Source organism: Pontibacter vulgaris (assembly GCF_022758145.1).
In the GTDB taxonomy this organism is placed as follows: Bacteria; Bacteroidota; Bacteroidia; order Cytophagales; family Hymenobacteraceae; genus Pontibacter; species Pontibacter vulgaris.
Window position 1 is genome coordinate 242,198 of record NZ_JAJVDH010000002.1, and the last position, 25,408, is coordinate 267,605.

Sequence of the window (25,408 nt, forward strand, 5' to 3'; positions counted from 1 at the left end):
CCGGAGCAAGTACAGCTCCGGATTTTATGTTTTAAAGCAGTTGCTAAAATGTTGCGTCAGGTCGAAATCTGCGCGGAAATGAAGTATAAGTATAAAAAAGGAGCGGCCTTATCAAAAGCCGCTCCTTTATAGTTGGTTTTTATACTTTCAGATTAATGCTGTACCATCAGTTTTTGGGTATAGGTGGTGCTGCCATAACGCACACGCAGTAGGTAGATGCCCGATGCTCTAGATGAAAGATCCAGGGTGCCTTCATATAAACCATTAAACTTCTTCACATAGCGGGTATAAATCAGGTTGCCCATCAGGTCAGTAACATCAACGCTGATATCCTCCGGCTGGCTTGTTTCTAATAGTATTTTAAAGCGGCCTGTGCTTGGGTTTGGCGATACTACCAGCTCAGCTCCGATCTCAGGGCCATCCTGCTGGAAAGAGAAAGTATAAGCTGTAGACATTTCTGAGATGCAGCCATCCTTCACCACCATAACAGTATAATTTCCGCTTTGGGTAGGTATGTAGTTCTGGTTTGTAGCATCCTGTATAAGCCTGCCGTTCAGGTACCAGCGGTTGCCCTCTGCTGCACTCGATTTCAGGGTAAGGTTGCTGCGGGTAATTTGTGGCTTTTGCAGCGGTGTGCCTATCTTTTCAGTTACAGGTATACGCTCACTTTTACAGCCCAGCGCACTTACTTTCAGGTCATAGAAATAATAGTAATAGGCTTCTGGTGTAGTGGTGGCTGTGTTACCGGTTATGGTAAATACATTAGGTATGCCAAACGGATAGCCTGTTACACCTGCATTGTTGCGGTAAATGGTAGCACCGTTTTCATAAGAAATAGCAATTTTATAGTTGCCCGCATGTGGCAGTTCCAGGCCAAGGTAATAAACGGCTCCCTGGTCAGCCGGATCATCTGGCTGATCCTTCGGGCCTGGTATGGTTCTGGTCGGCGTAACAGTTAATGTTCTGGAAGATACGGGTGCCCCATCCTGATCATAAGCTGTAAACGTAATCTTGCCGCCGTTGCCAATGTATAACCTCGCACTTTCCAGCAACATGGGTGCATTGGTAGTAACAAGAACGTCCGGTGTAAACTGGTTATAACCACCGCCCGTGGCAAAGCCTTTGGTAGCAGGGCCAATAGTTGCCGAAAAGTCATTAAGAGAAGCGTAAAGTGTGCCGCCCGATATAGTAAGTGGTAGTTGCAGTTGGTTGCCTGCAGCTATAGGTTGAGTGGCAGTAGCAGAAGTATACCAGAAAATGGTGCCATCGCCGGATCCGGTTAAGCTATACGTACCGGCGCTGCCGCAACGATAAATAGCAGCCTGCGGCGCAGCAGCATTAGCGGCTATAGTTATACTTTGCCGGGTGCTGTTGTTTGCTGGCACGGCATCGCCGGAAAATTCGGTAAATGCCTCCAGTGTATAAGTCGCGCCTGCTTCTGTGGCAAAACCATTGCTAAACATTAACTCATCCTGCGAGAATGCTGCCAGCGTGCCTTTGTATTGCTCAGAAAGTGTAGTAACCTCCCGGCCATTGCGCAGAACTTTTACTTTAACAGTTATATTGGATGCTGCGGCAGTACCAAAGTTGCGTATTAGTACACTTAATGGCTGGTTTGGAGTAGCGCAAAGTGCCGAGGTTGGGAGTTTGATAGTGGCTACTCCTACATCCTTCTGCGGGCGCTCGAACTTTACAAGGTAATCCTGGGTTTCGCCGCGCTCGTAAGCGCCACAAGCAGTTATACTACCGGCATTTGCTGTTTCAGCCAGCACCACACGCATCCGTACGGTTCTTCCAATTTCTACGGTTGCCGGGGCTGTTATGGAAGAGGTGAAATCGGCATTGCCGGTTAGCGTGCTGAATGTTGCTGCTGTTTCGCTGGCATCGTTAAAATCTCCGTCTCCGTTCCAGTCTATAAACACTTTAGGAGCTTTGGCTGCGTCCGTTCCGCATGTGCCCGTTGATATACTTACCGACTTGGTCTGGCCGGGCTCGAATGTATAAGTATGGTTGGTATAGTTGCTGTAAGTGGTGCATGTGCCCGCCTGCCACTGCCACTTTGCAACATCACCTACTTTAAACTCATCAATAAAAGCGCCCTGATCTGTGTTTGGTGCGCTGGTGCAATAAGCTGTACCGCCAACTCCGCTTGCCAGCAACGAAAAAGCCTGTGGCCCGCGCTGAAGAGTGCCTTTGTGTTTTACTTTGATAGTATACGTTTCGCCTGGTATTGCATTTTCTACCAACACTTGTTCCACGTTATCCAGAATATTATCTCCGCGGGAAGCTACGTTAGCTGGGTTTTTAGGGTCAAGTATCCATGGCAGGAAAGTAGTAGTTGAGTTTGAGATGCGCACATCCAAGTCGTTTACCAGGCGTGGAGCAGGATTGTCTAATGCGTTGGTGTTTAAGGCTACGGCTGTTGCTTCAGGGTCGGTCCAGGCGATGGTTACTACCAACGGGCCTGCTCCGGATGCTGTTACCTGCAGCGTGTATTCCTCGTTTTGGGCCAGTGTTTTTTCCTGCAAAAGGTGTGTGCCATTGGTGTTGGATATAAGTGCTGCGGCTTTGCCGGCATTCAATAATCCCCAGCCATAAACATAATCGGGGCCGGGTGCTGTGCCTGCCTCGCTGGCAGTATGTATGGCAAGGCCGCGCAAAGTAGCCGCACGCATTACGTTTCCGTTGTTCAGGTTGCTGTAGTGCTCCTGTAATAGTAACATACTTCCTGCCACGTTTGGCGACGCCATAGATGTGCCGCTCATACTTTGGTATGCACGGTCGCTCTCGCTGGAGGTAGATAATACTGCTACACCATTACCAACAATATCTGGCTTTATACGGCCATCATCGGTAGGGCCATAGCTGCTGAATCCGGAAATACGCACATCAGAAGGCTGGTTATAGCCAGTAGAGATGGGTTCTACAGCGCCTACAAGAAGTATGTTTTTAGCATTGCCGTAAGTTGAGATGATATCATAGCTATTGTTACTGCTGATGCTGGCCGGGCGGCTGCTTACTAAGTTGAATTTGCCGTTGCTGTCGCGCTGGTAATATGGCTTGCCTACTTCCGGCCCGGTTTCGCCACGGCTGTTTCCTGCTGATTTAACGATCAGGTAATAAGGTGCTTCGAATGCAATCTTATCCCACTTAGAGGCAGACTCATCATAGTACCCAAACCTATAATCTTCGGTGCTGCTGATGTCGGGGTTGCCCCACCACTCCCAATAAGGGTCTTCGGCTGTGCCTTTGCGGTCGGAGTTAAAGCGCCAGCCCGTTAAAGAGCCATACGAGTGGTTAGATACCAGCAGCCCTGAAGCTGCCGCTGCCATTTCTGTTATGTCGTTGTTGAAATCATAAGCCATCAGTGTTTTTGTGCCGAATGCCATACCTTTGGCCAGTGCATTAACGCCGCTGGCAATCATGGTACCCGCTACGTGGGTGGCATGGCCGTCGACTTTGGTAGGTTTATCTTTCTGCACAACACGGCCTTTCAGTTCCTGGTGCGTTTCCAGTACACGGCCACCATCCCAGATTCCTAATTTGTTGTTTACGGCACTGCCAGCACCGCTCAGGTTCAGGCCCAATGAGCCGCCTGCCCACAGCTGGTCGGTGTTGGTGGTAGCAGCCGCGCGGGTGTTGTTATAGGTAATGTAGTAAACAGGTAAGCCTCTTTTATCAAGCCCCTGCAGCGACATGTGCGTGCCATCAGAGTAGGTTTTTTCTATTACCCATCCGTGTTTCTTTGCAAGGATCAAAGCCTTCGCGTAGTTCTCTTGGTACTCTTTATCAGCCTGGGTTGCAATTTGCTGCAGCGCCACTGAGTTCGCACGTTTAGGAGCATTGCCCCGCTGTGCATACGCCGTTGTGGTAGTTGCCACGGCTAAAGCGGCAAACCATAGGCTTAATCCTTTCATAAAAACTTAGATAGAGTAAAAATTATAGCCTTTCAAGTTACTATAAATGTACGATAATGCCAACCTGGGCTATTAAAGCGCTAAATAATACTATTGTTACTGTTTTGGATTGCAACAGAAGTATAGCGGATAAAGGTCATTTTCAAACACAAATTTTGTAGTATGCCGGAAAAGAAAAAAAGCGCACCAGGTTAGCTGGTGCGCTTTTAAAGTATAAAACAGGTTGTCTTACTTTTTCAGATACTGGGCAAACTCCTTGGCAAAGTATGAAAGTATAATATCTGCTCCGGCACGTTTTATACTTGTCAGCGTTTCTACCATGATCTTTTCGCCATCTATCCAGCCTTTCTGAGCAGCAGCTTTTACCATGGCATACTCACCGCTTACGTTGTAGGCAGCAATGGGCAGGTTAGAGTTATCGCGCAGCAGCTTAATTACATCCAGGTAAGATAGGGCAGGTTTTACCATCAGGTAATCGGCGCCTTCAGCGGTGTCCAGCTCGGCTTCAATCAGAGCTTCGCGGCTGTTGGCGTAGTTCATCTGGTAGGTTTTCTTGTCGCCGGCTTTAGGAGCAGAGTCCAGAGCATCGCGGAACGGGCCGTAGAAAGCACTTGCATACTTGGCAGTATAAGCCATAATGCCCACTTTGGTAAAGCCATGCTCATCCAGCACGCGGCGGATGTGGCCAACACGTCCGTCCATCATATCGGATGGAGCAACAATATCGGCTCCGGCCTGTGCCTGCACCAGTGCCATTTTACCTAAAACTTCCAGTGTGGCATCGTTCAGAATTTCGCCGTTCTCTACTATACCATCGTGCCCGTCAGAGCTATAAGGGTCCATGGCAATGTCGGTGATCAGGGCAACATCCGGGAAGTTCTTCTTTATCTCGCGGATAGCGCTCGGGAAAAGGCCTTCCGGGTTATAGCTTTCAGTAGCAAATTTATCTTTATACTGCTCTGGTACAGCCGGGAAAGGGGCAAACGCTTTAACGCCAAGCTCAACGCAGGCTGCAACTTCGTCTAAAACTGTATCAACAGAAAAACGATTAATGCCTGGCATAGAGGCAACCTCGATGCGCTGGTTCTGGCCTTCTATCAGGAAAAGCGGGTATATAAAATCATGGGTGCTCAGACTTGTTTCCTGCACCATATTGCGGATCGCCTCGGTCTGGCGATTACGTCTTGGTCTTCTGTTCATCATAATTATGGAATATTCAGAAAAACTGTTCAAAATCAAGTTGATGCAAAGGTACGGCTAATGGTGTGGAATTGAAATGATGGCTGTCAGTTTTTATGTTTATACACAGATGTTAAAGCTGAGCCTTCTCATTGCTCAAAGTATAAAAAGTAAACTTATAAATGTCCGGATAATTAAAAAGGCGAAGCCATTACAACCTCGCCTTTTTAGCAATCAACAAGTATAGTTTAGAAACTCATTAGTACTTCTTCAATAATATCGCAGCACTCGTGCAGTTGCTCTTCGGTAATAACCAGCGGCGGGGCAAAACGGATAATATCGCCGTGCGTTGGTTTGGCCAGCAATCCTTTTTCCATCAGTTTTACGCATACATCCCAAGCTGTGCGGCCATCCGGAGTAGGGCTGATGATAACGGCATTGAGCAAACCGCGGCCGCGAACGAGTGTAACCAGCTCAGGGCGCTCTAGTTTAATCTGATTCATACGCTCCCGGAAAATATGACCTAGGGTATGGGCATTCTCCGTCAGGTTTTCTTCTTTAATAACCTCTAAGGCTGCAATGGCTACAGTTGCTGCCAGTGGGTTACCCCCAAATGTAGAACCATGTTCGCCGGGTTGTATGCACAGCATGATATCGTCGTTAGCCAATGCCACCGAAACAGGAAGTACGCCACCAGAAAGCGCCTTGCCAAGTATAAGTATATCAGCGTGTACGTTATCATAATCGCTTGCCAGTAATTTGCCGGTGCGGCCTATGCCTGTCTGTATCTCGTCAGCTATCAGCAGCACGTTGTATTGCTTGCATATTTCATGTGCTTTGGCCAGGTAGCCATCGTTTGGTACCATTACGCCGGCTTCGCCCTGAATAGGCTCTACCAGGAACGCGCATACATTTGGATTTTCTTTCAGGGCCAGTTCCAGGGCATCTGTATCGTTGTAAGGTATAACCTTGTAGCCTGGGTTGTATGGTCCGAATCCTTTGGTTGAGTCAGGGTCAGTTGAGAAGGATATAATTCCTGTGGTGCGGCCATGGAAGTTATGCTCAACCACAATAATTTCGGCCTGGTTAGGGGCGATGCCTTTTTTAAGGTAACCCCACTTACGAGCCAGTTTAATAGCTGTTTCTACGGCCTCCGCGCCGGAGTTCATAAGCAGTGCTTTGTCGTAGCCGAAATACTCACAAATATACTTTTCGGCAGCGCCTAGTTTGTCGTTATAAAAAGCACGCGAAGTAAGCGTAAGCTGCTGTGCCTGCTCTACCAGTGCATTAATGATCTTAGGGTGGCAGTGGCCCTGGTTAACCGCACTGTACGCCGACAGGAAATCGTAGTAATGTTTTCCTTCCACATCCCAGAGATGAACACCTTCGCCGCGTGTAAGTACTACGGGCAGTGGGTGGTAGTTATGGGCGCCATACTTGTTTTCGATTTCAATAGCCTGCTGGCTGGAGGTAATGGTTAGCGTGCTCATAGTTTTGTTTGTGAATTTCTGGTACAAGGCCCCTGCTGAAGCAAGAGTCCATATAATTTACAGATAAAACTGTATATAGTTGTAAAAATAGTTAAAACCCGGCAGGTATAAAACCTTTTATACATATTGAGCCAGCTCAGGCGCGGCGTGCGCTAGGGTAGTTGCAACGCTCCAGTATGGCGGCAAATTCATCAGGTTCATACTCGGCATAAGCATTTGTCATCAGGCCCAGCATATTGTTTGCGGTCTTAAAGCCAAATACTTCACGCGCACCGGCAAGGGTTTGCGGGGCTTTTACTTCATAATGCTCCAGCAATGTAAGCTGTTCCGGCGCAAAAGTAGCATCTTGTTCTGGGCAGTAAATCTGGCGATGCTGGATAGTGAAGGTGTTTACGAAGCCTCGTTCGCGCATGGCACTGATGGCTTCGCTTAATGTCTGGTAGCTTGGCATAGGCAATTAATTTAAAGTATAACTATGGCCGTTGCGGCATTGGCTATAAAGTAAACGAGTAACCTGTGCCAACTGGTGTGCCGTGTGCCTGTTTTTGGCCGATGCACAGGAAATGCGTTTATTTGTACTTTAAAACTAAGTATAGGTTTGAGCGAGCAGTTAAAAGAAGGAGAGGATTATTACCTGAACGAGCAGGGCTTGCTGGTTTTTACTGCCAAATATCACCTGAAGCGTGGGTACTGTTGCCAGAATGGCTGCCGGCATTGCCCTTTTGGTTTCAGGAAAAAGCAGTCCGCATTAAAAAAGTAGCAGGCGAAAAGCCTAAATAAAAGTGCTGTTGCGGCAAATAAAGGCTGTTTTTCTAAAAATATTTGCTATGCCTTTGAACTTCTGTAAGTTTTTATGGATATTTGCACCCCTATTGAAATAAATTAGACAAAAATACAAGATGGCACGAGTTTGCGATTTAACCGGAAAAAGAGTACAAGTAGGAAATAACGTTTCTCACGCTAACAATAAGACTAAGCGTAAGTTCTATCCTAACCTTCAGAAGAAGCGTTTCTTCATACCAGAAGAAGATGCTTGGATCACACTTAAAGTTTCTACATCAGCTCTTAGAACTATCAACAAGAATGGTATTTCTGCAGTGCTTAAGAAAGCAGTAGAGCAAGGTTTTATCCTTTACTAGTAACCAGTTTCCGGCTGTGTTTGCTGCCTTGGCTGTTTAAATAGCTGAGGCATAGTATAAACAGGCCGGGCAAGCCATCTGGTACTTTAGATAAAATTCGCCGGCAACGGAGCGCAGCCATGTAAGTGGTTTTAAGATCGCTCCGTTGCCGGTATTTTTACGTTTTATCCGGGGCGTGGCTGTGTTGGTGCAAATGCTGTAGGAGATAGCCGTGCGCGGGTAATTGCCTTTGTGCTGGCAAGGCAGACTTTTATACTTTAAGGATTGTTCCTGTAAAGCAAAAGCGAGCTGAAAAAGTACTGTTCCGGGGCTTAAATCAAAGCTCAGGAATAAAATTTATACTTTGTTTGTAATTAGAGATTTAAGCAATTATATTTGCAGTCCTAAATAAAAAATTACTGTTGAGATGGCTAAAAAAGCAAAAGGTAATAGAATCCAGGTTATTATGGAGTGCACAGAGCACAAAGCTTCTGGCATGCCTGGTACTTCAAGGTACATCACTACCAAAAACAGAAAAAACACTTCTGAGCGCCTTGAGTTAAAGAAGTATAACCCTGTGTTGAAAAAAGTAACTGTACATAAAGAAATTAAATAACCATGGCTAAGAAGGTAGTTGCAACCCTAAAAACCGCCACAGGTAAAGACTGGGCAAAAGTGATCAAAGCCGTTAAGTCGCCAAAAACTGGTGCTTACAGCTTCAAAGAAGAAATGGTTCCTGTTGACAAAGTGCAGGAAGTCCTTGCTAAGTAATTAGGCCTACTCTACTTAACATAGATAGATTACATGAAGAAGTCCCACTATTGGGACTTTTTTAGTATATTACCGTATCACCCTCATAATCTTCACCCTACAGAAAAAGCAGATGGGCATTTTTGACTTTTTTAGCAAAGAGAAGAAAAAAGAATCGCTGGATAAAGGTCTCGAAAAAACCAAATCGAGCTTCTTTGGGCAGCTGAGCAAAGCTGTAATTGGTAAAGCCACCGTTGATGTAGACGTGCTGGATGAGCTGGAAGAAATTCTGGTGCATGCCGATGTAGGAGTAGGTACCACTGTCAAGATCATTGACCGCATAGAAAAGCGCGTAGCCCGCGACAAGTATGTGAGCACCGATGAACTGGACAAGATACTACGCGAAGAGATTGCAGCGCTTTTAGAAGAAAACCGTGCCGGCGATGGCGCTAACTTTGACCTGCCGAAAGACCAGAAACCATACGTAATTATGGTTGTTGGTGTAAACGGAGTGGGTAAGACTACCACCATTGGTAAGCTGGCCTCTCAGTTTCACAAGGCTGGTAAGAAAGTGGTACTGGGTGCTGCCGATACGTTCCGTGCTGCTGCCGTTGATCAGTTGATTATCTGGGGAGAGCGCGTAGGCGTGCCGGTAATATCGCATGGCATGAACACCGATCCTGCTTCAGTAGCTTTCGATGCTGTGAAGAAAGGAGTGGACATGGGAGCCGATGTGGTGATTATAGATACCGCCGGCCGACTGCATAACAAGGTTGGTCTGATGAACGAGCTTTCCAAGATAAAGCGGGTAATGGAAAAAGTGATTCCGAATGCGCCACAGGAAGTGCTATTGGTGCTGGATGGAAGTACCGGCCAGAATGCCCTGCTGCAAGCACGCGAGTTTACCAAAGCTACAGACGTAACAGCTCTTGCCATTACCAAACTGGATGGCACGGCGAAAGGCGGCGTAGTAATTGGCATTTCGGATGAGTTCAAGATCCCGGTGAAGTATATCGGGGTTGGTGAGAAAATTGAAGACCTGCAGTTGTTTGATAAGCACGAGTTTGTAGACTCGTTCTTCTCGCGCAAAAAGTAAGTTAAGTATGAAGGGGTTTCTGTTTTTTGTGCTGCTATTGCTGGCAGCCTGCTGCGGTAGCAAGCAAGGCAAGCCAACTACAGCTTCAGAAACAGGAAAAACTACAGTAATACAGGTGCAGCAAAGTCAGGCCGCTATTAAGCAAGGTATAACCGGTCGCATTCTATGGAAATCTGGCAACCGGATGCCATCGCCGGACGCGCCGCCAACCGAAAGTAAACGTGGTATTGAGCGTACGGTTTATATCTACCAGCTCACCAATGCCAGCCAGGTTACCACACAAGACGGTGTTTTTCACACCAACATTCAAACTAATTTAGTCTCTCAGGTTGTTACAGATGCTAACGGATTCTTTTCTGTTGCACTGGAGCCCGGCAAGTATAGCCTTTTCACGAAAGAAGAGAAGGGGCTATATGCTAACCTTTTTGACGGAGAAATGAATATTTTTCCGGTTGAAGTGAAGGAAGGGCAGGTAACAACAATAGAGTTCCTGATAAATTACCAAGCAAGTTATTAATACGTGAAAGTAAGAAGCTTAAAGAAGGATAAGGTAAACGTGATCACCTTGGGTTGCTCTAAAAACCTGGTGGATTCGGAAGTGTTGATGGGGCAGCTGCGTGCCAACGAGTTTGATGTGGCGCACGAGTCTGACAAAGATGATTCGAACATCATTATTGTGAACACCTGTGGTTTTATAGACAATGCCAAGCAGGAATCTATAGATACTATTCTGCGCTACGCTGATGCCAAAGAAGCCGGCCAGATAGACAAACTATACGTAACGGGTTGCCTTTCGCAGCGCTACAAAGACTCTCTGGAGGCGGAGATTCCACAGGTAGATGCCTACTTTGGTACACTGGAATTACCGCGCCTGCTGAAGACCCTGGAAGCAGACTATAAGCATGAGTTGATCGGCGAACGTCTGTTAACCACACCATCGCATTACGCTTACTTTAAGATAGCCGAAGGCTGTAACCGCCCTTGTTCTTTCTGCGCAATACCATTAATGCGTGGCAAACACGTTGACCGCCCGATTGAAGATCTTGTAAAGGAAGCGAAGCGCCTGGCAGGTATGGGTACAAAAGAACTTATACTTATAGCCCAGGATCTTACTTACTATGGTTTGCAGCAATACGGTGAGCGTAAGCTGGCTGATTTGTTAAGAAACCTTTCGGATGTAGAAGGAATTGAGTGGATAAGAATGCAGTATGCGTACCCGTCGCAGTTCCCGATGGAAGTGTTTGACGTGATGAACGAGCGCGACAACATCTGCAAGTACCTGGATATGCCGTTACAGCACATCTCGGATAACATGTTGAAGACAATGCGCCGTGGTATCAGCAAGCGTAGAACTATAGAGTTAGTGGATTCTATTCGTCAGCGTGTGCCGGACATTGCATTAAGAACAACGCTAATCGCAGGCCACCCGGGCGAAACAGACCAGGATTTCCGTGAACTATACGACTGGGTTGAAGAAACACGTTTCGACAGACTGGGCATTTTTGCTTACTCGCACGAAGACAACACGCACTCTTATACTTTGGAAGACAACGTGCCGGACGAAGTGAAGCAGGAGCGCGCTGATGCGATTATGGAGTTGCAGCAGGGTATTTCTGTAGAGCTGAACGAAGAGAAAGTAGGTAACACGTACAAAGTACTGTTCGACAGAAAAGAAAGCGGTTATTTTGTAGGCCGTACCCAATACGACTCTCCGGAAGTAGACAACGAAGTACTTGTGCCAGCTGACAGTAACTATGTACGTCTGGGCGACTTCGCGAATGTAAAGATCACTGACTCGTCGGATTTTGATTTGTACGGCGAAGTGATTTAACCCCACCCTGCCCTCCCCTAAAAACAGGGGAGGGTGTAAGATATCTTAATAAAAGCCCTTACCTGACTTTTGGTAAGGGCTTTGTTTTTGGGAACAGGTTTAAGGTATTTATGTGTTAGCGGGCAAAGTATAAACCTATGCGGAAAGACCAGCTACACAGTATTCCAAACTTGCGAAAAGAAAGAGCTTTACTCAGAAGCAATTTAACTCCGGCAGAAGAAGAACTTTGGAGACTGCTGCGCAAGCATAAAGTCGGTGGGCGTAAGTTTAGGCGTCAGCACAGTATTGGGAGTTATATTGTGGATTTCTATTGCGCTTCAGAGAAATTGGTAATTGAAGTGGATGACTCAGTACACGACACTATAGAAGCCATAGGGAACGACCAGATCCGGGATGAAAACCTACAACTTTTAGGCTATAAAGTTATCCGCATCAGAAACTCCGAAGTGTTTGATAAACCTGAAATGGTACTTCAAAAAATATCAGCAGCATTCAAAACCATATAAAGAACCCCCTCCTGTTTTTAGGAGGGGGCAGGGGGAGGTCAAAGCACATACTTGCTCAACACCTTATAAGCCTCGTTTATATTATCTCCTTTCCTGAAATCCTGTTTTATAGTTGGTGCAGACTCACCGGTTAGCCAGATCTTTAGTTCTGCGTCAAAATCCATCATTCCGGCAGTTTCTTTTGAAAACATTTTGATGCTGCTGTATGGGATGGATTGATAATCTACTTTAGAGCCGGTTAAGCCTTGTTTGTTCACAACTATAAGCCGCTTGTTGGTAAACACCAGCATATCGCGAATCAGTTTATAAGCTTTTTCGATGTGTTCGTTATCCAGTAAAATAGGCTGGAATTCGGTGGTTAATTTCTCGATAGACACTTCCGATGCGTGTCCCATCAGGCCGCTAAGTAATCCCATAGTTTTGTTTTTATAGTTTGATGTAGAGTAAGTTAGTGTTTATGCTTTATAGTTGAAAGTATACGATTTTAAAATACGCCTGTGCTGTGTCAACTGCTTTCTGTCGTAGCATCTGTAAATCAAAAAATAAAAGCCTTACTTTGTAGCGTGGCCGGCAAAGTATAAGCCCCACCGAAACCCAAACACGATTCTGCTGTTAAAGTAGCTATAAAAGCACCTCGTTACCGATGGAAGTAACCACTATGAAGATTACGAAGATGGATTATGCCGCAACCGGCGCCTTCTCCCAAACTATAACTGATTACCTGGCACAAAACGAAAAGTTAAAGCCCTTCTATAACCACTTCCCAAGTATAGATGCGTTTGAAGCGCAGATTAAAGAGAAAGAGTTTACCGTAAAGCAGCGGCAGGTGTTGCACAAGGCTTTGCAGGAGCAGTATAGTTCTATATCGGAGATCAGCCCGAAAGTGCAGCAGAGCATCGATCTGTTATTACAGCCCAATACCTTTACCATTACTACCGGCCACCAGTTAAATATCTTTACCGGTCCGCTATACTTTGTTTATAAGATCATCACGGCTATAAATACCTGTAAGCAACTGCAGGCACAGTACCCGAACTATAATTTTGTACCGGTTTACTGGATGGCCACCGAAGACCACGACTTTGCCGAGATAAACCATTTTAATCTATTTGGTAAGAAGTATAGCTGGGAAACGGAGCAGACCGGGGCTGTAGGAAGATTTTCTACTGAAGGTTTGGATAAACTGCTGGAAGAACTGCCGGAGCAATTTCCGGTATTTGAGGAAGCCTACCGCAACAGCAAAACCTTAGCCGATGCCACCCGCGCCATTACCCATAGTTTGTTTGGCGAGTATGGATTGGTAAGTATAGATGGCGACCACGCCGAGTTAAAAAAAGCACTGACTCCGGTTATCGAAAAAGAACTAACCGAAAACCTATCGCATAAGCTGGTTTCTGAAACAAGCGCGCAACTGGAAGAGCTAGGCTATAAACCACAAGTATATTCCCGGGAGATAAACCTGTTTTACCTGAAAAATGGCCTGCGTGAGCGCCTTGTGCAGGAAGATGACAAGTATAAAGTTCTGAACACCGATATCAGTTTTACACTGGAAGAAGTACTACAGCTGGCAAAAGAACATCCGGAGCAGTTCAGCCCGAATGTTATACTTCGGCCGTTGTACGAAGAGCTTATACTTCCGAACCTGGCTTATATTGGCGGTGGGGCAGAAGTAGTGTACTGGTTCCAGCTGAAGAAAGTATTTGAGAATTATAAAGTAGCTTTCCCAGTGCTGATGCTGCGTAACTCGGCTATGTACATTAACCGCGGAAATGCCAGCCGTATGCACAAACTGGGTCTTAAACCGGAGGAACTGTTCAAGCCATACTTAGAGCTGAAGAAGTATTTATCCAGCCAACTGCACGAAGAAGAACTGACCCTGGAGGCACAGCGAAAAGTGGTGGAAGATGCTTTTAAAGAAGTAGAAGAACTGGCCAAAACTATAGACCCAACGCTGGTAAAAGCAGTAGCCGCCGAAGAACAGAAAGCTTATAATGCGCTGCAGATGCTGGAGAAAAAGCTATCCAAAGCCCGCGACAACAAGCACGAGCAAACCTTTAAGCAACTTGAGAACCTGAAGGAAAAGCTGTTCCCGAATGGCAGCCTGCAGGAGCGCCAGGATAACCTGCTCTCAATCCAGACCAATAACCCGGATTTTATACCTGCGCTGGTGGATGCTTTTGAGCCGCTGGAGTTTAAGTTTACCATACTGGAAGAAGAGTAATGCAAAAGGCAGAGCTACGGAAACTGATGCTGCAACAGCGCAGAGCTTTGCCTGCCGAAGAAGTACAGCGCCTCAGCGAATGTATAGCCGATCAGTTTTTTGCTAATTTCCCGTTACAGCCTGGTCAGACCGTACATATCTTCCTGCCGATCATCAAAAATAACGAGGTAAACACCTGGCCTATTATTAAACGGTTACGACTGGAGCATCCCGAAGTGCGCGTAGCTGTGCCGGTTACCGATGTAGAGCAGAACATACTTACCCACCACCACCTCACCGACGAGGCTATACTTATAGAAAACCCCTGGGGCATACCGGAACCGCAAAATGCACAACACATACTTGCCCCTGAAGTAGATATCGTGCTTATACCTTTGCTGGCATTTGATAAAGCAGGCCATCGTGTAGGTTATGGCAAAGGTTTCTACGACCGCTTCCTGGCCGATTGCCGACCGGATGTGCTGAAAGTAGGTTTATCGCTGAAGCCACCCATCGAAAGTATAGCTGACCCTAACCCGTTTGATGTGCCGCTTGATGACGTGGTAATGCCGGACGGGGTATGGAAGGGTAAATGATCTATTCTTCTTTTCCTTTGCGTTTATCATCCGCAGCTTCTTCTTTGCCTTCTTCAATTATCTCCGATGCTTCCTCCTGGGTTTGTGCATCAGCTTCAGGCTCTTCTTGCTCATACTTGTTTTCGGGGGCAAAGCTTAACCTGATATACATAGGGAAATGATCAGAATTGATATCGGGTAGCCTTTTAATGTTCTCAACCTTAAAATGATTGGAGTGGAAAACATGGTCAAGGGGCCAGCGCAGAATAGGGTAATTGGCATTAAAGGTATTGTAAAAGCCACGGCCTAAGCGTGGGTCTAAGAGTTTGCTCACCTCCTGAAAAAGCTCCGTAGTGCGCGACCATGCTACATCGTTAAAATCACCGGCTACTACCACCGGGTATTTGGAGTTGGCAATGTCGCGGGCAATCATCACGATCTCAGCATCTCGTTTTTCAGAAGTGGCATCCTCGGTTGGTACAGGTGGTTTGGGGTGCACCACATGCAGTTCTACCCAGATTCCGTTACGTAACTTTACAAATGTTTTAATGGAAGGAATGTCTTTATCGAGCAGGTAACTTACTTTTTGCTGGCGCAACGGCAACCTGCTGTAAAGGTGCATGCCATAAGTGTTTTTAAGCGGTATCTCGACGCGGTAAGGGTATTGTTTAGTAACATTTGATAAACCCTGCTGCCATACCAGATCAGACTCCAGTAGCAACACAATATCAGGTTTCTGCTTTTGTATAAGTGCAGCAAGCTTGTCATGCTCTTTGTTGTCCATAAACACATTCGAGACCAGTAAACTAAGCCAGGAATCGGAAGGAGTGTTTTTGTCTGCGTCTTTTACTTCTTTAGGAGCCAGGAAAGTATAAGGATAAATGTTGATAGCCTGGTAAATAACAGCAATGGCAAGGCCGGCAAGCAAAAACTTATCGCGTTTTCGGTCTTTCGGAGCAAGCCAGATGTAAAGTATAAAACTAACTACAGCCAGCGTAAAAAGCTGCAGGCGCGGATAATCAAATACCCGTATGTACCATTCCTGTGAATGCAGCAGCGGCAAAAATGTACCAAGTATAGCAAAAGTAGCAAGGGCTTGTAGTGTAATAACTAAAGCCGGTCGTCTGATAAGGGCAGATGGTTTAGGTGCAGCTGACAAAGTATAGTTTAAACAGTATTTGTGCTGCATTACGCATTTGCGTAACCTAAGTTAATATTGCACCGATCAAGCTAAAGCAAAAAGCCCTGCTGGTGTTAACCAACAGGGCTTGTATACTTGCAGCCGAAACTGTTATTTCTTTTTCTTGCCTTTGTTCAGGCTTTTCAGGTGCTGTACCGGGCCAAACTCAGCCTGCTCTATCGTTTTGCCGCCAATATAGATCTTGCGCAGCTGCACTTCTACAGGAGCCATGGTCTTGGTCATGTCAGAAGATACAACTTTGGTATAAAATTCTTTTGCTTGGAGAGCAGCACCACGCTCGAAAGCATGCTTCTGCTCGTTTTTGTTAACTGGCATACCAGGAATAACCTGGTAGGTAGTACAAACTACCTCGTACTTCGACTGGAAAGGCTTAACGACACCTCTTCCTATGGCCTGCAGCGGGCTGATAGCTTTTTTAAATAACTTCTTCATTAAGAATGGTTTTGTAGAGTTTGTTTCATGCTGACGCAAAATATTGTTTAATTCTTAAAATTAAAATGCTGTTGCTAAATAGCTGGTTAAATGCAGTTATTATGTTAGTATAGTTATACTTTTGGCCTGCCTAAGTGTCTGTAAAAAAGCTATATAGCAAGTATAAGTTCTAAATTACAGGCTTTAATCCGCGTGTCATTTCCCGTTTGCCCGGAGGGCCTGGCAATGCCTCTACCTGAAAACCTGCTGCTTTTAACGTGCGCTTAAAAGAGCCTTTGGCGCAATAGGTAACCAGTATACCGCCTGGGCGCATGGCTTTGTACAACTTAACAAACATTTCTTCTTCCCAGAGTTCCGGTTGCTTTTCCGGGGCAAAGGCATCAAAGTATACTACATCGTAGTAAGAGCCTGGCGAGCAAAACTCCTCCAGCGTTTCGTGTATTTTTTGCAACGTAAAGTACGGGATAATATCTATCGGCTCGTTCCAGGGCGCTTTGTGCATGCGCATAAAGTAATCCTGCAACTCCTGGTTAAGTATAAGCTTATCGTAATCAAGGTCCGCTATAACATCTGCTGTAAGTGGGTGTTTTTCCAGCGTGTCGTACTGGATAAAAGCTTTCTGTGCCAGCGAAAACGGCAGAGAAAGAATTGCGTTAAGGCCGGTGCCAAAACCTATTTCCAGTATTTTGATGTCTTTTTTCTGTAGCAGCGCGTGTTCAAGGCCATGTTTAATGAACACATGTTGCGACTCCTGCAACGCCCCATGTACAGAGTGGTAGTGCTCGTTCAGTTCGGGTACATACAGGGTGTTCGAGCCGTCTTTGGTTTGCCGTATTTCGAGGTGCATCTTTTTTGTGTTACTTTACAAATGTAAGAAAACCAAAGCCCTGCCTGCAACACAATCAGGTCAGATTTTGCAAAAACATCTGAGGCAGTTTATACTTTTAGTCAATTTTTACAGTTTTATACTTTCACATCTAGCAACTAATAGCATGGCACGGGTACAAGTATACATCCCAGCGCACTCGCATTTTACAGCAACTATACCGGTTCGCATCACAGATCTTAACTATGGCAACCACCTCGGCAACGATGCCCTGCTGGCTATACTGCACGAGGCACGCATGCAACTGCTGCAAAACTTTGGCTACAGCGAATTAGACCTTGGCGGCGCCAGCCTGATTATGGCGGATGTGGCCATTGTGTATAAAGGCGAAGGCTTCTACGGCGATGTGCTAAGTATAAACATGGCTTTTGATGACATAAACAAGTATGGCTTCGATATAACCTACCATGTGCTGAACCAGAATGGCAAAGAAGTGGCACGTGCTAAAACCGGAATGTTGTGCTTTAACTACAAAGAACGAAAACTTATGTCGTTGCCCGACGAAGTAAAGGCAAAGATTGAAACTATTGCCTGAGTATTTTTGTAATTTTGCAGTATGGATTTGATTGCAGACATTAACATCATCAATAAGAAAGACATCCGGAAGCTGAGTTTGGATGACCTGAAGGCGTGGCTGGTAGAGCAGGGCGAGAAACCGTTCCGTGCAAAACAAGTACACGATTGGCTCTGGAAACATGCAGCACAGTCTTTTGAGGAAATGAACAACGTGAGCCTGGCGCTTCGCGAAAAGCTGGAGCAGCACTTTGCTATTAATGCCGTGCAGGTTGCAACTCAACAGCTCAGCACTGATGGTACTATAAAATCTGCTTTCAGGCTGTATGACAGCAACATAGTAGAAGGTGTTCTTATACCGCACGATGAGCGTAAAACGGCCTGCGTTAGCAGCCAGGTGGGTTGTTCGCTTACCTGCAAGTTCTGCGCTACCGGCTACATGGACCGTGTTCGTAACCTCGATGCCGCCGAAATCTATGATCAGGTGGTGCGCATTAACGAGCAAAGTATGAAGCAGTACGGCGAACCGCTTACTAACATTGTATACATGGGTATGGGCGAGCCAATGCTTAACTATGCCAACGTAATGAAGAGCATCGAATACATTACTTCGCCAAATGGCTTGAACATGGCCGCACGCCGCATTACGGTAAGTACAGCCGGTATTGCCAAAATGATTAAGAAGATGGCTGATGATGGCATAAAGGCTAACTTGGCACTATCGCTGCACGCTGCAAACGACGAGAAGCGTAACCAGATCATGCCAATCAACGAAACCAACTCTTTGGAGGCGCTGAAAGATGCTCTGAAGTACTACCACGAAGTAACAGGCCGCAAGGTAACCTATGAGTACATCGTGTTCGAAAACTTTAACGATACCCTGCAGGATGCCGAAGAACTGCTACGTTTTTCAAAGATCATCCCGTGCAAGGTAAACCTGATAGAATATAACCCGATTGCCGATGCCGACTTTGTAAACACAAACGAAGACCGCTGGCAGGACTTTATTTACTACCTCGCCGACCGTGGCGTGCAGGTAAATGTGCGCCGCAGCCGCGGTAAAGACATTGATGCCGCCTGCGGACAATTAGCCGTAAAAGAAAAGCAATCGGTGTAACGTATAAGTAAGCACTGGCTTAAATTAAGTATAAAGCAACAGCCCCAGCTCCTCCAGGAGTTGGGGCTGTTGCTTTTTCAGGTAGCCTGTTAGTTGTCAGAACATAGATTAGTTTGTATATTTGTTATATACAATATACCGCTAACATGAAACGCGCTTACTTCCTCCTTTTTGCCCTTGTTTTATCTTTTCAGGTGGCAGCCCAATCAAACTTTAAGCCTGGCTTTATTATAAAAACAGATGGTAGCAGGAGCGAAGGCCTGGTAGATTACCGAGGTAACGAGCGCAATGCAACAGGTACTACCTTTAAGTCAGAAGAAAGTGCCAGCCCTGTAGCATACTTGCCAGCAGATTTGCTAGGTTATGGTTTTAACGGAGGTAAGCTATACGAGTCCAGAAGTATAAAAAGTATAGGTATAGAAGACGAGGAAATAGATCAGCCTTTTTTCATGGAAGTGCTGGCAAAGGGGCCTGTGAGTTTATACTTTTTAAAAGAATTGGGTAAAAAAGAACGCTACTTTATACTTAAGAAAGACGAAGCCGCCGTTCAGGAACTGGTGCAGGAGGTAAGGCAGGTAAAGCAAAATGGCAAAACTTTTACGGCAGTCTCTAAAATTTATATTGGCACGCTAACTAATAACATGGCAGACTGTGCGGCAGCTTTAGACGGCATTGAAAAAGTAAGATTAGAGCAATCTGACCTTATTAAGCTGGTAACGAAGTATAATGCCTGCATATCACCTAACGCGGTAGAGTTTGCAAAACCTGTAACGGCTAATGCTAAATTTGAAAAAGGCATATTACTCGGAGTTTCGAATGCCAAAGCTACTTTCACTGCCATGGAGGGTTCTTTTGAATACCTGGCTAAAGGTAAGTTCTCTTCTTCTACAAATTTAACGGGTGGCTTCTTCCTGAATTTCAGTATGCCAAAAGTAAGTGAGAAATTAAGCCTGCATTCTGCTGTTATGTACTATCAGTACAAGTATAACGGGAATTATGAGTATGTAAAATCCGAAAGTATACACGACGAATACAGCGGTTCTATTGAAGCATCTTACCTGGAGGTGCCATTAATGCTGCGGTATACGTATCCGAAAGGCAAAACCCGCCCTTACTTTGCTTTGGGAGTGCAAAACAGGTTTATGCTGGATTTTGCCAGCCCGGTTGTTAAACATTCAACTTTCTACACTTCCACATCTACCAGAGAGTATGAAGCTTTAGAATCTTACCGGAAGCATGAACAAGGGTTAATAGGAGGTATTGGATTACGCGCTCCTTATAAGGGAAAAATAAATCTTTTAGCAGAGGCAAGGTATGAGATCAGTAACGGTGTTTCGTATTACGAATCTCTCCGCCACACAAACAGAACTGCAACTTTGCTGGTTGGCTTATCCTTTTAAGCAGCTGTAACAATTTATACTTGCTTAAGGGTTCTTGTTAAACCTGCCTTCCGGTTTAGGGCGTCCGCTTTTTTTATCCTGTGGCTGCTCGGTTACTTCCTGCTCTCTCACAAAAACAGCATGCGGTTTGGGCCTGATATTCTGGCCCAGCTGCAGGGCATATTGCTGTGTAAACTCGGCCCCGAAAAACACGATGAGTGAGGAATAATAGATCCAGACAAGTATAACAATGATAGAGCCAGCCGCGCCGTAAGCAGAGCCCGGGTCGCTGGTGCCAATGTGCCAGCTTATCAGGAACTTGCCAATGGTAAACAGCAAGGCTGTAACAAAAGCGCCTATCCAGATGTCTTTCCAGCGGATGGTGGCATCTGGCAGGTATTTATAAATAAGGGCAAAAAGTGCTGTAATAATGCCCACAGAAACTACAAAGTCGGCGAGTTTAATAAAGAAAACGCCAACGCCAGGTATAAGCTGAGCCAGGAAATCGCTTAAAATGGCAATTACCGCACTTATAACCAGCGATAAAAGCATCAGCAGGGCAATGCTCAGCACAATGCCAAAAGAGAAAACACGTACCTGCAGCATCTTTACAATGCCGTTGCTTGGCTTTACTTTCAGGTTCCAGACTGAGTTCAGCGACTCCTGTAAGGTGGCAAAAAACGTAGTGGCCGCAAAAATAAGCGTACCTATTCCTATCCAAAGCGCAATGCCGCCTCCTTCGCTTACCTGCGCATTTTTAAGCACAGTTTCGATGCCCTCTGCGGCACTTGGCCCGATAGCGCTTCCAATCTGATCTGAAAGCTGCCCTGAAACAGCCTTCTCTCCGAAAAAAGCCCCGGCTACTCTTATAATGATAATGAGCAGTGGCGGAATAGAAAATATGGCGTTAAAAGCCAGAGCACCTGCCAGCCTGAAAGAGTTGTTCTCGTTAAACTCAGAAAAAGTTGATTTGAACAAGGGCAAAATGCTTTTAATAGAAATAGCAGTCATAGACAATTATTTTATAGTTCTCTTTTCAGGGCGCAATTCTGATACGATGGCAACTCTCTTAGGTTAATGAGATGTGGGAACAGGTAGCCTTATCCGGGTTTTACGTATACATAGCATCCTGAAAATTTAGAAAGCTATGCTCCCGAGAAAACGCTTTTACCTGCTGCTTTTACTGTGCCTGGTACTGCTGCAAGGCTTGCAGTTGCACGCTCAGATAACTACTACTTCAAATGCTAAAGCAAGAGAGCTGGCACAGCAGATAATGAAACAAATGGGCGGCCGGAAAAACTGGGATAACACCCGCTACCTCGCCTGGACTTTTAAAGACCAATACCAGATCTGGGATAAACATCAGAACAAATTTCGGTGGGAAAACGACAGCCTGGTAGCCATTATAAATACCCAGACAAAAGAAGGCAAAGTATATGTGGCGGGCAGGGAAGTACAAAACCCGGAGGAAACGCTGAAGCTGCGGGAGCGTGCGTATGCCATGTTTATCAATAACTCTTACTGGTTGGTAATGCCTTTTAAGCTCCTGGACCCGGGCGTTAACTTAACATACATAGGAGAGGGCAAAACTACAAGCGGAGCCCCTGCCGATGTGCTGGAAATGACATTTGAAAAAGTAGGCTTAACACCACAAAACAAGTATAAACTTTGGGTAGATAAAGAGCAGAAGCTGATAACGCAGTGGGCTTTTTACAGGAATGCCACCGATACCAAACCAACCTTTACCCGCCGCTGGGCAGACTATAAACTTTACGGAAATATAAAACTGGCCGACAACCGCAGCAACCCTACCGGCGACTTCTTTCTCACCGATATTGCAGTTCCTGACAGTGTGCCCGATGCTATCTTTAACAGCCCTAAGCCGGTTGCCAGGGCAAGTATAAAATAGCCTGTTGTACCTACAGTTTATCTACTGTAGCAGTAAGGTTGCCTTTAGCGTTAACAACAGCTTTTATACCTGTGGGCGTGAGGTAAATATTTTCGGGGGTAATTTCCTTTATATTGCCACGCAGCATCACCGATTCGTGTACCCGCCCGGATGTGTTCAGCATGTTCTGGAGCATGGTATGGGCTTCGGTAAGCTGGCTTTGCACCGGTATACTTACCTGGCTCTGTATCATGTCTTTAAACTTGTTTTTGGCAAGCCAGCTGGCCGTGCTTAAGAGCCTGTCTTTTGTGTCAAGGTCATAGTCTACATCGCGTACTTTGATAGAGGCAGTCTGGGCATCGTAGTAAGGCGTGCCGCGCAGGTATACTTTGCCTACTATCTTCTTAGTGAACAAGCCTGCTTTGGTTTTTCCGTTCACATCCAGCATCAGCACCAGTTGTTCGCCGCCCGGCGTAATAGCAGCATTGTTTACCCTTACTTCACTTTTGCCGCCATCAAACTTATAGGTCTGGTTAGCTACCTGTTCCTGTAGCAGCTTGCTGGCATGGGCATACGGTATAGTTGCAGTCAGCCCGATCTGTATGGCATCGGTCAGGCGGTTATCCAGCACCAGTTTCGGGAGGTTCCTGTTTACCTTTACATTGGGTTTGCCATCGGTATCAACGCTAATGTAAGAGGTAATACCGATGCGGGTGTTAAGATTGCCGTTGCTGGCAAAAAGTGGGGCAATGCGCACATCCTTGGGTACAATGGTTAGCCAGGCATTATAGGCATCATTTAGTTTTAGTGGTTGCTGCACCTGCTGCCAGGCCTCGACTACATACTGGCGCATGTTCAGTCGGCTTTGCAGGTCTTTATCGAGCTGTTTGGTAAGTATGGCCATTTGCTCGCGCATAGTAGGCTCTACAAAGCGGGCCAGGCCAATTTTAAGCGGGCCAAGTTGAAGTACAGGCTTGGTGTCGCCCCATTCAAAATCGCCGCTTGTAGTAGTTTTTACTGCATAGTCTTCGGTAAGGCCAATCTTACTTTCCGTCTTTATCACCATGTCAAAATTGGTGTCTTCGGTTTTATCGATGGCAGGGCAAAGTTTGCAAGGGTCCCATTTCCAGCGGCCTTTGGCATAAATGCGAAGCGGTACGCTAAAGTATACTTTATCTTTTTCGGCACGCATGCTCATGCGCCCCAGTTTAGACACCGTTACAGCCACATTATCGCCTTCCAGGTTATCGTCTTTGTAAAGTATGCCCTTAAACTCCTGGTTCAGTTTATCTTCGATAGCGGCAATAGGTATAGAAACAGGTATGGTAATAGAAGACAGCTTGGGTTGGTAGGCAGGCACAGCTACAGCAGTAGCAGCGGGCGCTTCAGAGTTTATTTTAGATGTGCTGGAGCAGCCCGGAACTATAAAAGTGGCAGAGCAGGCAAACAGCAGTAGTATAAATTTAGGTAAGTTGTTTCTTATCACGGATTTAGCTGATTAATAAAAGCAACGCAAGTTACTGATTTTACACGTCAGCTACCAGAATGCAAGGCTAGTGCCAGGTTATTGATATTGGTTTTATACTTACAGCAGTTTCGAGAGCATGCCGCGCAAGTCTTCTTCGGTGGCTACAACGCCGCAATCCACCAGCATGCTGTCTTTGTAAGTAGCAAAAAAAGGTGTTCCGGTCATGCTTACTTCTTTACTGGAAACCGGATTCTCTTTAGCGCTCATCCGCACAAACGTAATGTGTTGGTAAGCCGGCTCGGCAGAAATTCTTATAAACTTAGGATGTATAGATTTGCAAACAGGACAATCGTCTGCCGTAAATTTCACGATCACGCGGTCCTTTTTAAATATGAGTTGTCTAAGCTCTTTATCGTTTGATTCCAGTATGGTCATTCTTTTTTTTTCCTCAGGTTGAATAAGTCTGCCGGGTTAGAAAACTTATGCATGCAAGTATAGACGGGGAATACCTGCTGGGGTTAGGTGCTTATAGAAGTTGGTTTATGGATTTTCTGAGAATGCCCATCGTTTATACTTTACTTCGGCCTTAGCCAGCGCAGTTGCCAACTCTGCATCGTTCTTAAATTGTAGCTGCTGCAAGGTTCTGTACGCTACCTGTACTTCCAGTCCCGGTGTTGCAAAAGGCCAGGGATCTACTATTAAAGTGTTATTTGCTGTTTGTTTAATGAAGTATACTTTCCCATCGGGGCCTTTTGTAATCTCTAAAGTTCGTTCATCGGCAGGGAGTTCGTTTTTGCAAAGTATAAGCGAGAGGCGGTCGCACCACTGTAGTACAGCATATCCTTTTTCTGCTTCAGCTTTATTTATACGTAGCGCCTGCCGGCATTTGCGCTGTACGACAAGTTGTTCATCCAGGAAGTTATCGGTGCTTTTGTTTTTGCCGCGCTGGCTTTCATACAAATAACTCATGTGCATAGAGGTAAGCAACATTACCCAACTGCTCTGAAACCTGGTGGCGTGCATCAGTGCTTTGGCCTGATCGAGGGTAGTTGGTAGAAGTGTAAAATCAGCGGGAGCGCCGGCTTCTGTCAGGCCATCTTTTCCTTTCCATGTTTTCTGGCGGTTGTCGTGGTTGGCAATTGCAATTATGGTTTCAACCCAGTGCCGGCAGTGTAATTCTGGTTTCAGGTGAAATGCTAACTGCGCTGCCAGCACCCCATGCGCCTGCTGGTAAATAATTTCCCAACCTTCAGGTATCGCATTTACGATCATAAGCTATTAGTTTATACTTGGCCAAAGTATAAACTGCTTTTATTGGAGAAAGTTGATGTGAGGTATAGGGTCATTAGTGGAAGTTCTTTAGACCTCATAGCGTACGCAGCTCCTACAAGCGTCTTACTTATAGTTGGTGTTTCCAACCACCCCAGCCCCTCCTTAACTAATGAGGGGAGCTCAACGTTTCATTGTAAACATTCTGTTTAACATGCACCTTCTATGCTTTGATTAAGCTTTCGCCTCGCCGGCTGGGCCTTACTTTTCTCCTTGATGAGAAAAGTCTAAAAGGGGCCCCTGCACCCCTGTAAGCAAAAGAATCAAGACAATTCGTTTATCGAGGGCCCCTACCCCCACTCGCTGAACGCTCAAACATCGAATCGTCTTGGGTGCACTTGGAAAAGCTATTGCTTTATAGGTCAAGTATAACACCCCTGTAGTCCCCTCAAGGGAACAGTGGTTTCAGTAGTACTAGCGTTTGCTATCGAAATTGTACCCAGTCCTTGGGTTGAGCGCCTTGTGAGATCCGGTGCCTGAAAGGCAGCCGTAGCGTAGCGGAGGCAGGAGGGAACACAGCGCGATGCCCGAGG

26 protein-coding genes are annotated in these 25,408 nt (G+C 45.9%); 14 read left to right on the forward strand and 12 right to left on the reverse strand.

The window, feature by feature from the left end:
* Nucleotides 1-152 precede the first annotated feature (152 nt).
* From LWP20_RS02010 to LWP20_RS02025, 4 genes are all read right to left on the reverse strand, one after another.
* Nucleotides 153-3,917, reverse strand: coding sequence for a S8 family serine peptidase (locus LWP20_RS02010; protein ID WP_242926440.1), 3,765 nt, complete (start codon nucleotides 3,915-3,917; stop codon nucleotides 153-155).
* A 228-nt stretch (nucleotides 3,918-4,145) separates the two neighbouring features.
* The gene (gene hemB / locus LWP20_RS02015; RefSeq protein ID WP_242927095.1) at nucleotides 4,146-5,117 is read right to left on the reverse strand and encodes a porphobilinogen synthase; all 972 of its coding nucleotides are present in this window, start codon (nucleotides 5,115-5,117) and stop codon (nucleotides 4,146-4,148) included.
* A gap of 227 nt (nucleotides 5,118-5,344) precedes the next feature.
* A complete protein-coding gene (rocD, locus tag LWP20_RS02020) occupies nucleotides 5,345-6,586 on the reverse strand; it encodes an ornithine--oxo-acid transaminase (RefSeq protein ID WP_242926441.1) in 1,242 nt (413 codons plus the stop codon).
* Between the two features lie 136 nt (nucleotides 6,587-6,722).
* Nucleotides 6,723-7,037 (reverse strand): hypothetical protein, encoded by a 315-nt coding sequence (locus LWP20_RS02025; protein ID WP_242926442.1) that lies wholly within the window; start codon nucleotides 7,035-7,037, stop codon nucleotides 6,723-6,725.
* A 147-nt stretch (nucleotides 7,038-7,184) separates the two neighbouring features.
* Between LWP20_RS02025 and LWP20_RS02030 the strand changes: the two genes are divergently transcribed.
* The 8 genes from LWP20_RS02030 (at nucleotide 7,185) to LWP20_RS02065 (ending at nucleotide 11,887) form a co-directional block, all read left to right on the forward strand.
* Entirely contained in the window at nucleotides 7,185-7,346 is a 162-nt protein-coding gene (locus LWP20_RS02030) for a C1orf53 family protein (protein WP_262914520.1), read from the forward strand.
* 139 nt (nucleotides 7,347-7,485) lie between these two features.
* Nucleotides 7,486-7,725, forward strand: coding sequence for a 50S ribosomal protein L28 (gene rpmB / locus LWP20_RS02035; RefSeq protein ID WP_242926443.1), 240 nt, complete (start codon nucleotides 7,486-7,488; stop codon nucleotides 7,723-7,725).
* A gap of 406 nt (nucleotides 7,726-8,131) precedes the next feature.
* Nucleotides 8,132-8,320, forward strand: coding sequence for a 50S ribosomal protein L33 (rpmG, locus tag LWP20_RS02040; RefSeq protein WP_242926444.1), 189 nt, complete (start codon nucleotides 8,132-8,134; stop codon nucleotides 8,318-8,320).
* A 2-nt stretch (nucleotides 8,321-8,322) separates the two neighbouring features.
* On the forward strand, nucleotides 8,323-8,475 hold the full coding sequence (locus tag LWP20_RS02045) for a DUF4295 domain-containing protein (RefSeq protein WP_162346559.1): 153 nt from the start codon (nucleotides 8,323-8,325) through the stop codon (nucleotides 8,473-8,475).
* Nucleotides 8,476-8,587: 112 nt separating this feature from the next.
* Nucleotides 8,588-9,550 carry a signal recognition particle-docking protein FtsY gene (gene ftsY / locus LWP20_RS02050; protein ID WP_242926445.1) on the forward strand — a complete coding sequence of 321 codons (963 nt, stop codon included), beginning with the start codon at nucleotides 8,588-8,590 and terminating at the stop codon, nucleotides 9,548-9,550.
* 7 nt (nucleotides 9,551-9,557) lie between these two features.
* On the forward strand, nucleotides 9,558-10,067 hold the full coding sequence (locus tag LWP20_RS02055; protein ID WP_242926446.1) for a carboxypeptidase regulatory-like domain-containing protein: 510 nt from the start codon (nucleotides 9,558-9,560) through the stop codon (nucleotides 10,065-10,067).
* Between the two features lie 3 nt (nucleotides 10,068-10,070).
* Nucleotides 10,071-11,381, forward strand: a complete 1,311-nt coding sequence (rimO, locus tag LWP20_RS02060) for a 30S ribosomal protein S12 methylthiotransferase RimO (protein ID WP_242926447.1) — start codon at nucleotides 10,071-10,073, stop codon at nucleotides 11,379-11,381.
* Nucleotides 11,382-11,518: 137 nt separating this feature from the next.
* Entirely contained in the window at nucleotides 11,519-11,887 is a 369-nt protein-coding gene (locus tag LWP20_RS02065) for an endonuclease domain-containing protein (RefSeq protein ID WP_242926448.1), read from the forward strand.
* 38 nt (nucleotides 11,888-11,925) lie between these two features.
* On the opposite strand, the gene LWP20_RS02070 is transcribed toward LWP20_RS02065, so the two are convergent.
* A complete protein-coding gene (locus tag LWP20_RS02070) occupies nucleotides 11,926-12,303 on the reverse strand; it encodes a PH domain-containing protein (RefSeq protein WP_242926449.1) in 378 nt (125 codons plus the stop codon).
* A gap of 242 nt (nucleotides 12,304-12,545) precedes the next feature.
* On the opposite strand from LWP20_RS02070, the gene bshC reads away from it, so the two are divergent.
* Both bshC and LWP20_RS02080 read left to right on the forward strand, forming a co-directional pair.
* On the forward strand, nucleotides 12,546-14,108 hold the full coding sequence (bshC, locus tag LWP20_RS02075; RefSeq protein ID WP_242926450.1) for a bacillithiol biosynthesis cysteine-adding enzyme BshC: 1,563 nt from the start codon (nucleotides 12,546-12,548) through the stop codon (nucleotides 14,106-14,108).
* Nucleotides 14,108-14,683 (forward strand): 5-formyltetrahydrofolate cyclo-ligase, encoded by a 576-nt coding sequence (locus LWP20_RS02080; RefSeq protein WP_242926451.1) that lies wholly within the window; start codon nucleotides 14,108-14,110, stop codon nucleotides 14,681-14,683. Before bshC ends, LWP20_RS02080 begins: the two co-directional genes overlap by 1 nt.
* 1 nt (nucleotide 14,684) lies before the next feature.
* On the opposite strand, the gene LWP20_RS02085 is transcribed toward LWP20_RS02080, so the two are convergent.
* The 3 genes from LWP20_RS02085 to mnmC2 all read right to left on the reverse strand — a co-directional run bounded on the left by LWP20_RS02085 (nucleotide 14,685) and on the right by mnmC2 (nucleotide 17,142).
* Nucleotides 14,685-15,821 (reverse strand): endonuclease/exonuclease/phosphatase family protein, encoded by a 1,137-nt coding sequence (locus LWP20_RS02085; protein ID WP_242926452.1) that lies wholly within the window; start codon nucleotides 15,819-15,821, stop codon nucleotides 14,685-14,687.
* 132 nt (nucleotides 15,822-15,953) lie between these two features.
* Nucleotides 15,954-16,295: a hypothetical protein gene (locus tag LWP20_RS02090; RefSeq protein ID WP_242926453.1), complete on the reverse strand. Its 342-nt coding sequence runs from the start codon at nucleotides 16,293-16,295 to the stop codon at nucleotides 15,954-15,956.
* A gap of 169 nt (nucleotides 16,296-16,464) precedes the next feature.
* Nucleotides 16,465-17,142, reverse strand: a complete 678-nt coding sequence (gene mnmC2, locus LWP20_RS02095; protein WP_242926454.1) for a tRNA (5-methylaminomethyl-2-thiouridine)(34)-methyltransferase MnmC2 — start codon at nucleotides 17,140-17,142, stop codon at nucleotides 16,465-16,467.
* Between the two features lie 145 nt (nucleotides 17,143-17,287).
* Here mnmC2 and LWP20_RS02100 point away from each other — a divergent pair, with 145 nt between their 5' ends.
* From LWP20_RS02100 to LWP20_RS02110, 3 genes are all read left to right on the forward strand, one after another.
* Nucleotides 17,288-17,716, forward strand: coding sequence for an acyl-CoA thioesterase (locus LWP20_RS02100; RefSeq protein WP_242926455.1), 429 nt, complete (start codon nucleotides 17,288-17,290; stop codon nucleotides 17,714-17,716).
* Between the two features lie 21 nt (nucleotides 17,717-17,737).
* Nucleotides 17,738-18,811: a dual-specificity RNA methyltransferase RlmN gene (rlmN, locus tag LWP20_RS02105; protein WP_242926456.1), complete on the forward strand. Its 1,074-nt coding sequence runs from the start codon at nucleotides 17,738-17,740 to the stop codon at nucleotides 18,809-18,811.
* Between the two features lie 146 nt (nucleotides 18,812-18,957).
* Nucleotides 18,958-20,211: a porin family protein gene (locus LWP20_RS02110; protein WP_242926457.1), complete on the forward strand. Its 1,254-nt coding sequence runs from the start codon at nucleotides 18,958-18,960 to the stop codon at nucleotides 20,209-20,211.
* A 24-nt stretch (nucleotides 20,212-20,235) separates the two neighbouring features.
* Here LWP20_RS02110 and LWP20_RS02115 read toward each other — a convergent pair whose 3' ends face one another.
* Nucleotides 20,236-21,201 (reverse strand): YihY/virulence factor BrkB family protein, encoded by a 966-nt coding sequence (locus LWP20_RS02115; protein ID WP_242926458.1) that lies wholly within the window; start codon nucleotides 21,199-21,201, stop codon nucleotides 20,236-20,238.
* A 136-nt stretch (nucleotides 21,202-21,337) separates the two neighbouring features.
* On the opposite strand from LWP20_RS02115, the gene LWP20_RS02120 reads away from it, so the two are divergent.
* Nucleotides 21,338-22,099 (forward strand): hypothetical protein, encoded by a 762-nt coding sequence (locus LWP20_RS02120; RefSeq protein ID WP_242926459.1) that lies wholly within the window; start codon nucleotides 21,338-21,340, stop codon nucleotides 22,097-22,099.
* 10 nt (nucleotides 22,100-22,109) lie between these two features.
* Here LWP20_RS02120 and LWP20_RS02125 read toward each other — a convergent pair whose 3' ends face one another.
* From LWP20_RS02125 to LWP20_RS02135, 3 genes are all read right to left on the reverse strand, one after another.
* Entirely contained in the window at nucleotides 22,110-23,564 is a 1,455-nt protein-coding gene (locus LWP20_RS02125; protein WP_242926460.1) for a DUF4403 family protein, read from the reverse strand.
* 99 nt (nucleotides 23,565-23,663) lie between these two features.
* Entirely contained in the window at nucleotides 23,664-23,981 is a 318-nt protein-coding gene (locus tag LWP20_RS02130; protein WP_242926461.1) for a thioredoxin family protein, read from the reverse strand.
* A 105-nt stretch (nucleotides 23,982-24,086) separates the two neighbouring features.
* Nucleotides 24,087-24,818 carry a DUF3891 family protein gene (locus LWP20_RS02135; RefSeq protein ID WP_242926462.1) on the reverse strand — a complete coding sequence of 244 codons (732 nt, stop codon included), beginning with the start codon at nucleotides 24,816-24,818 and terminating at the stop codon, nucleotides 24,087-24,089.
* Nucleotides 24,819-25,408: the final 590 nt, after the last annotated feature.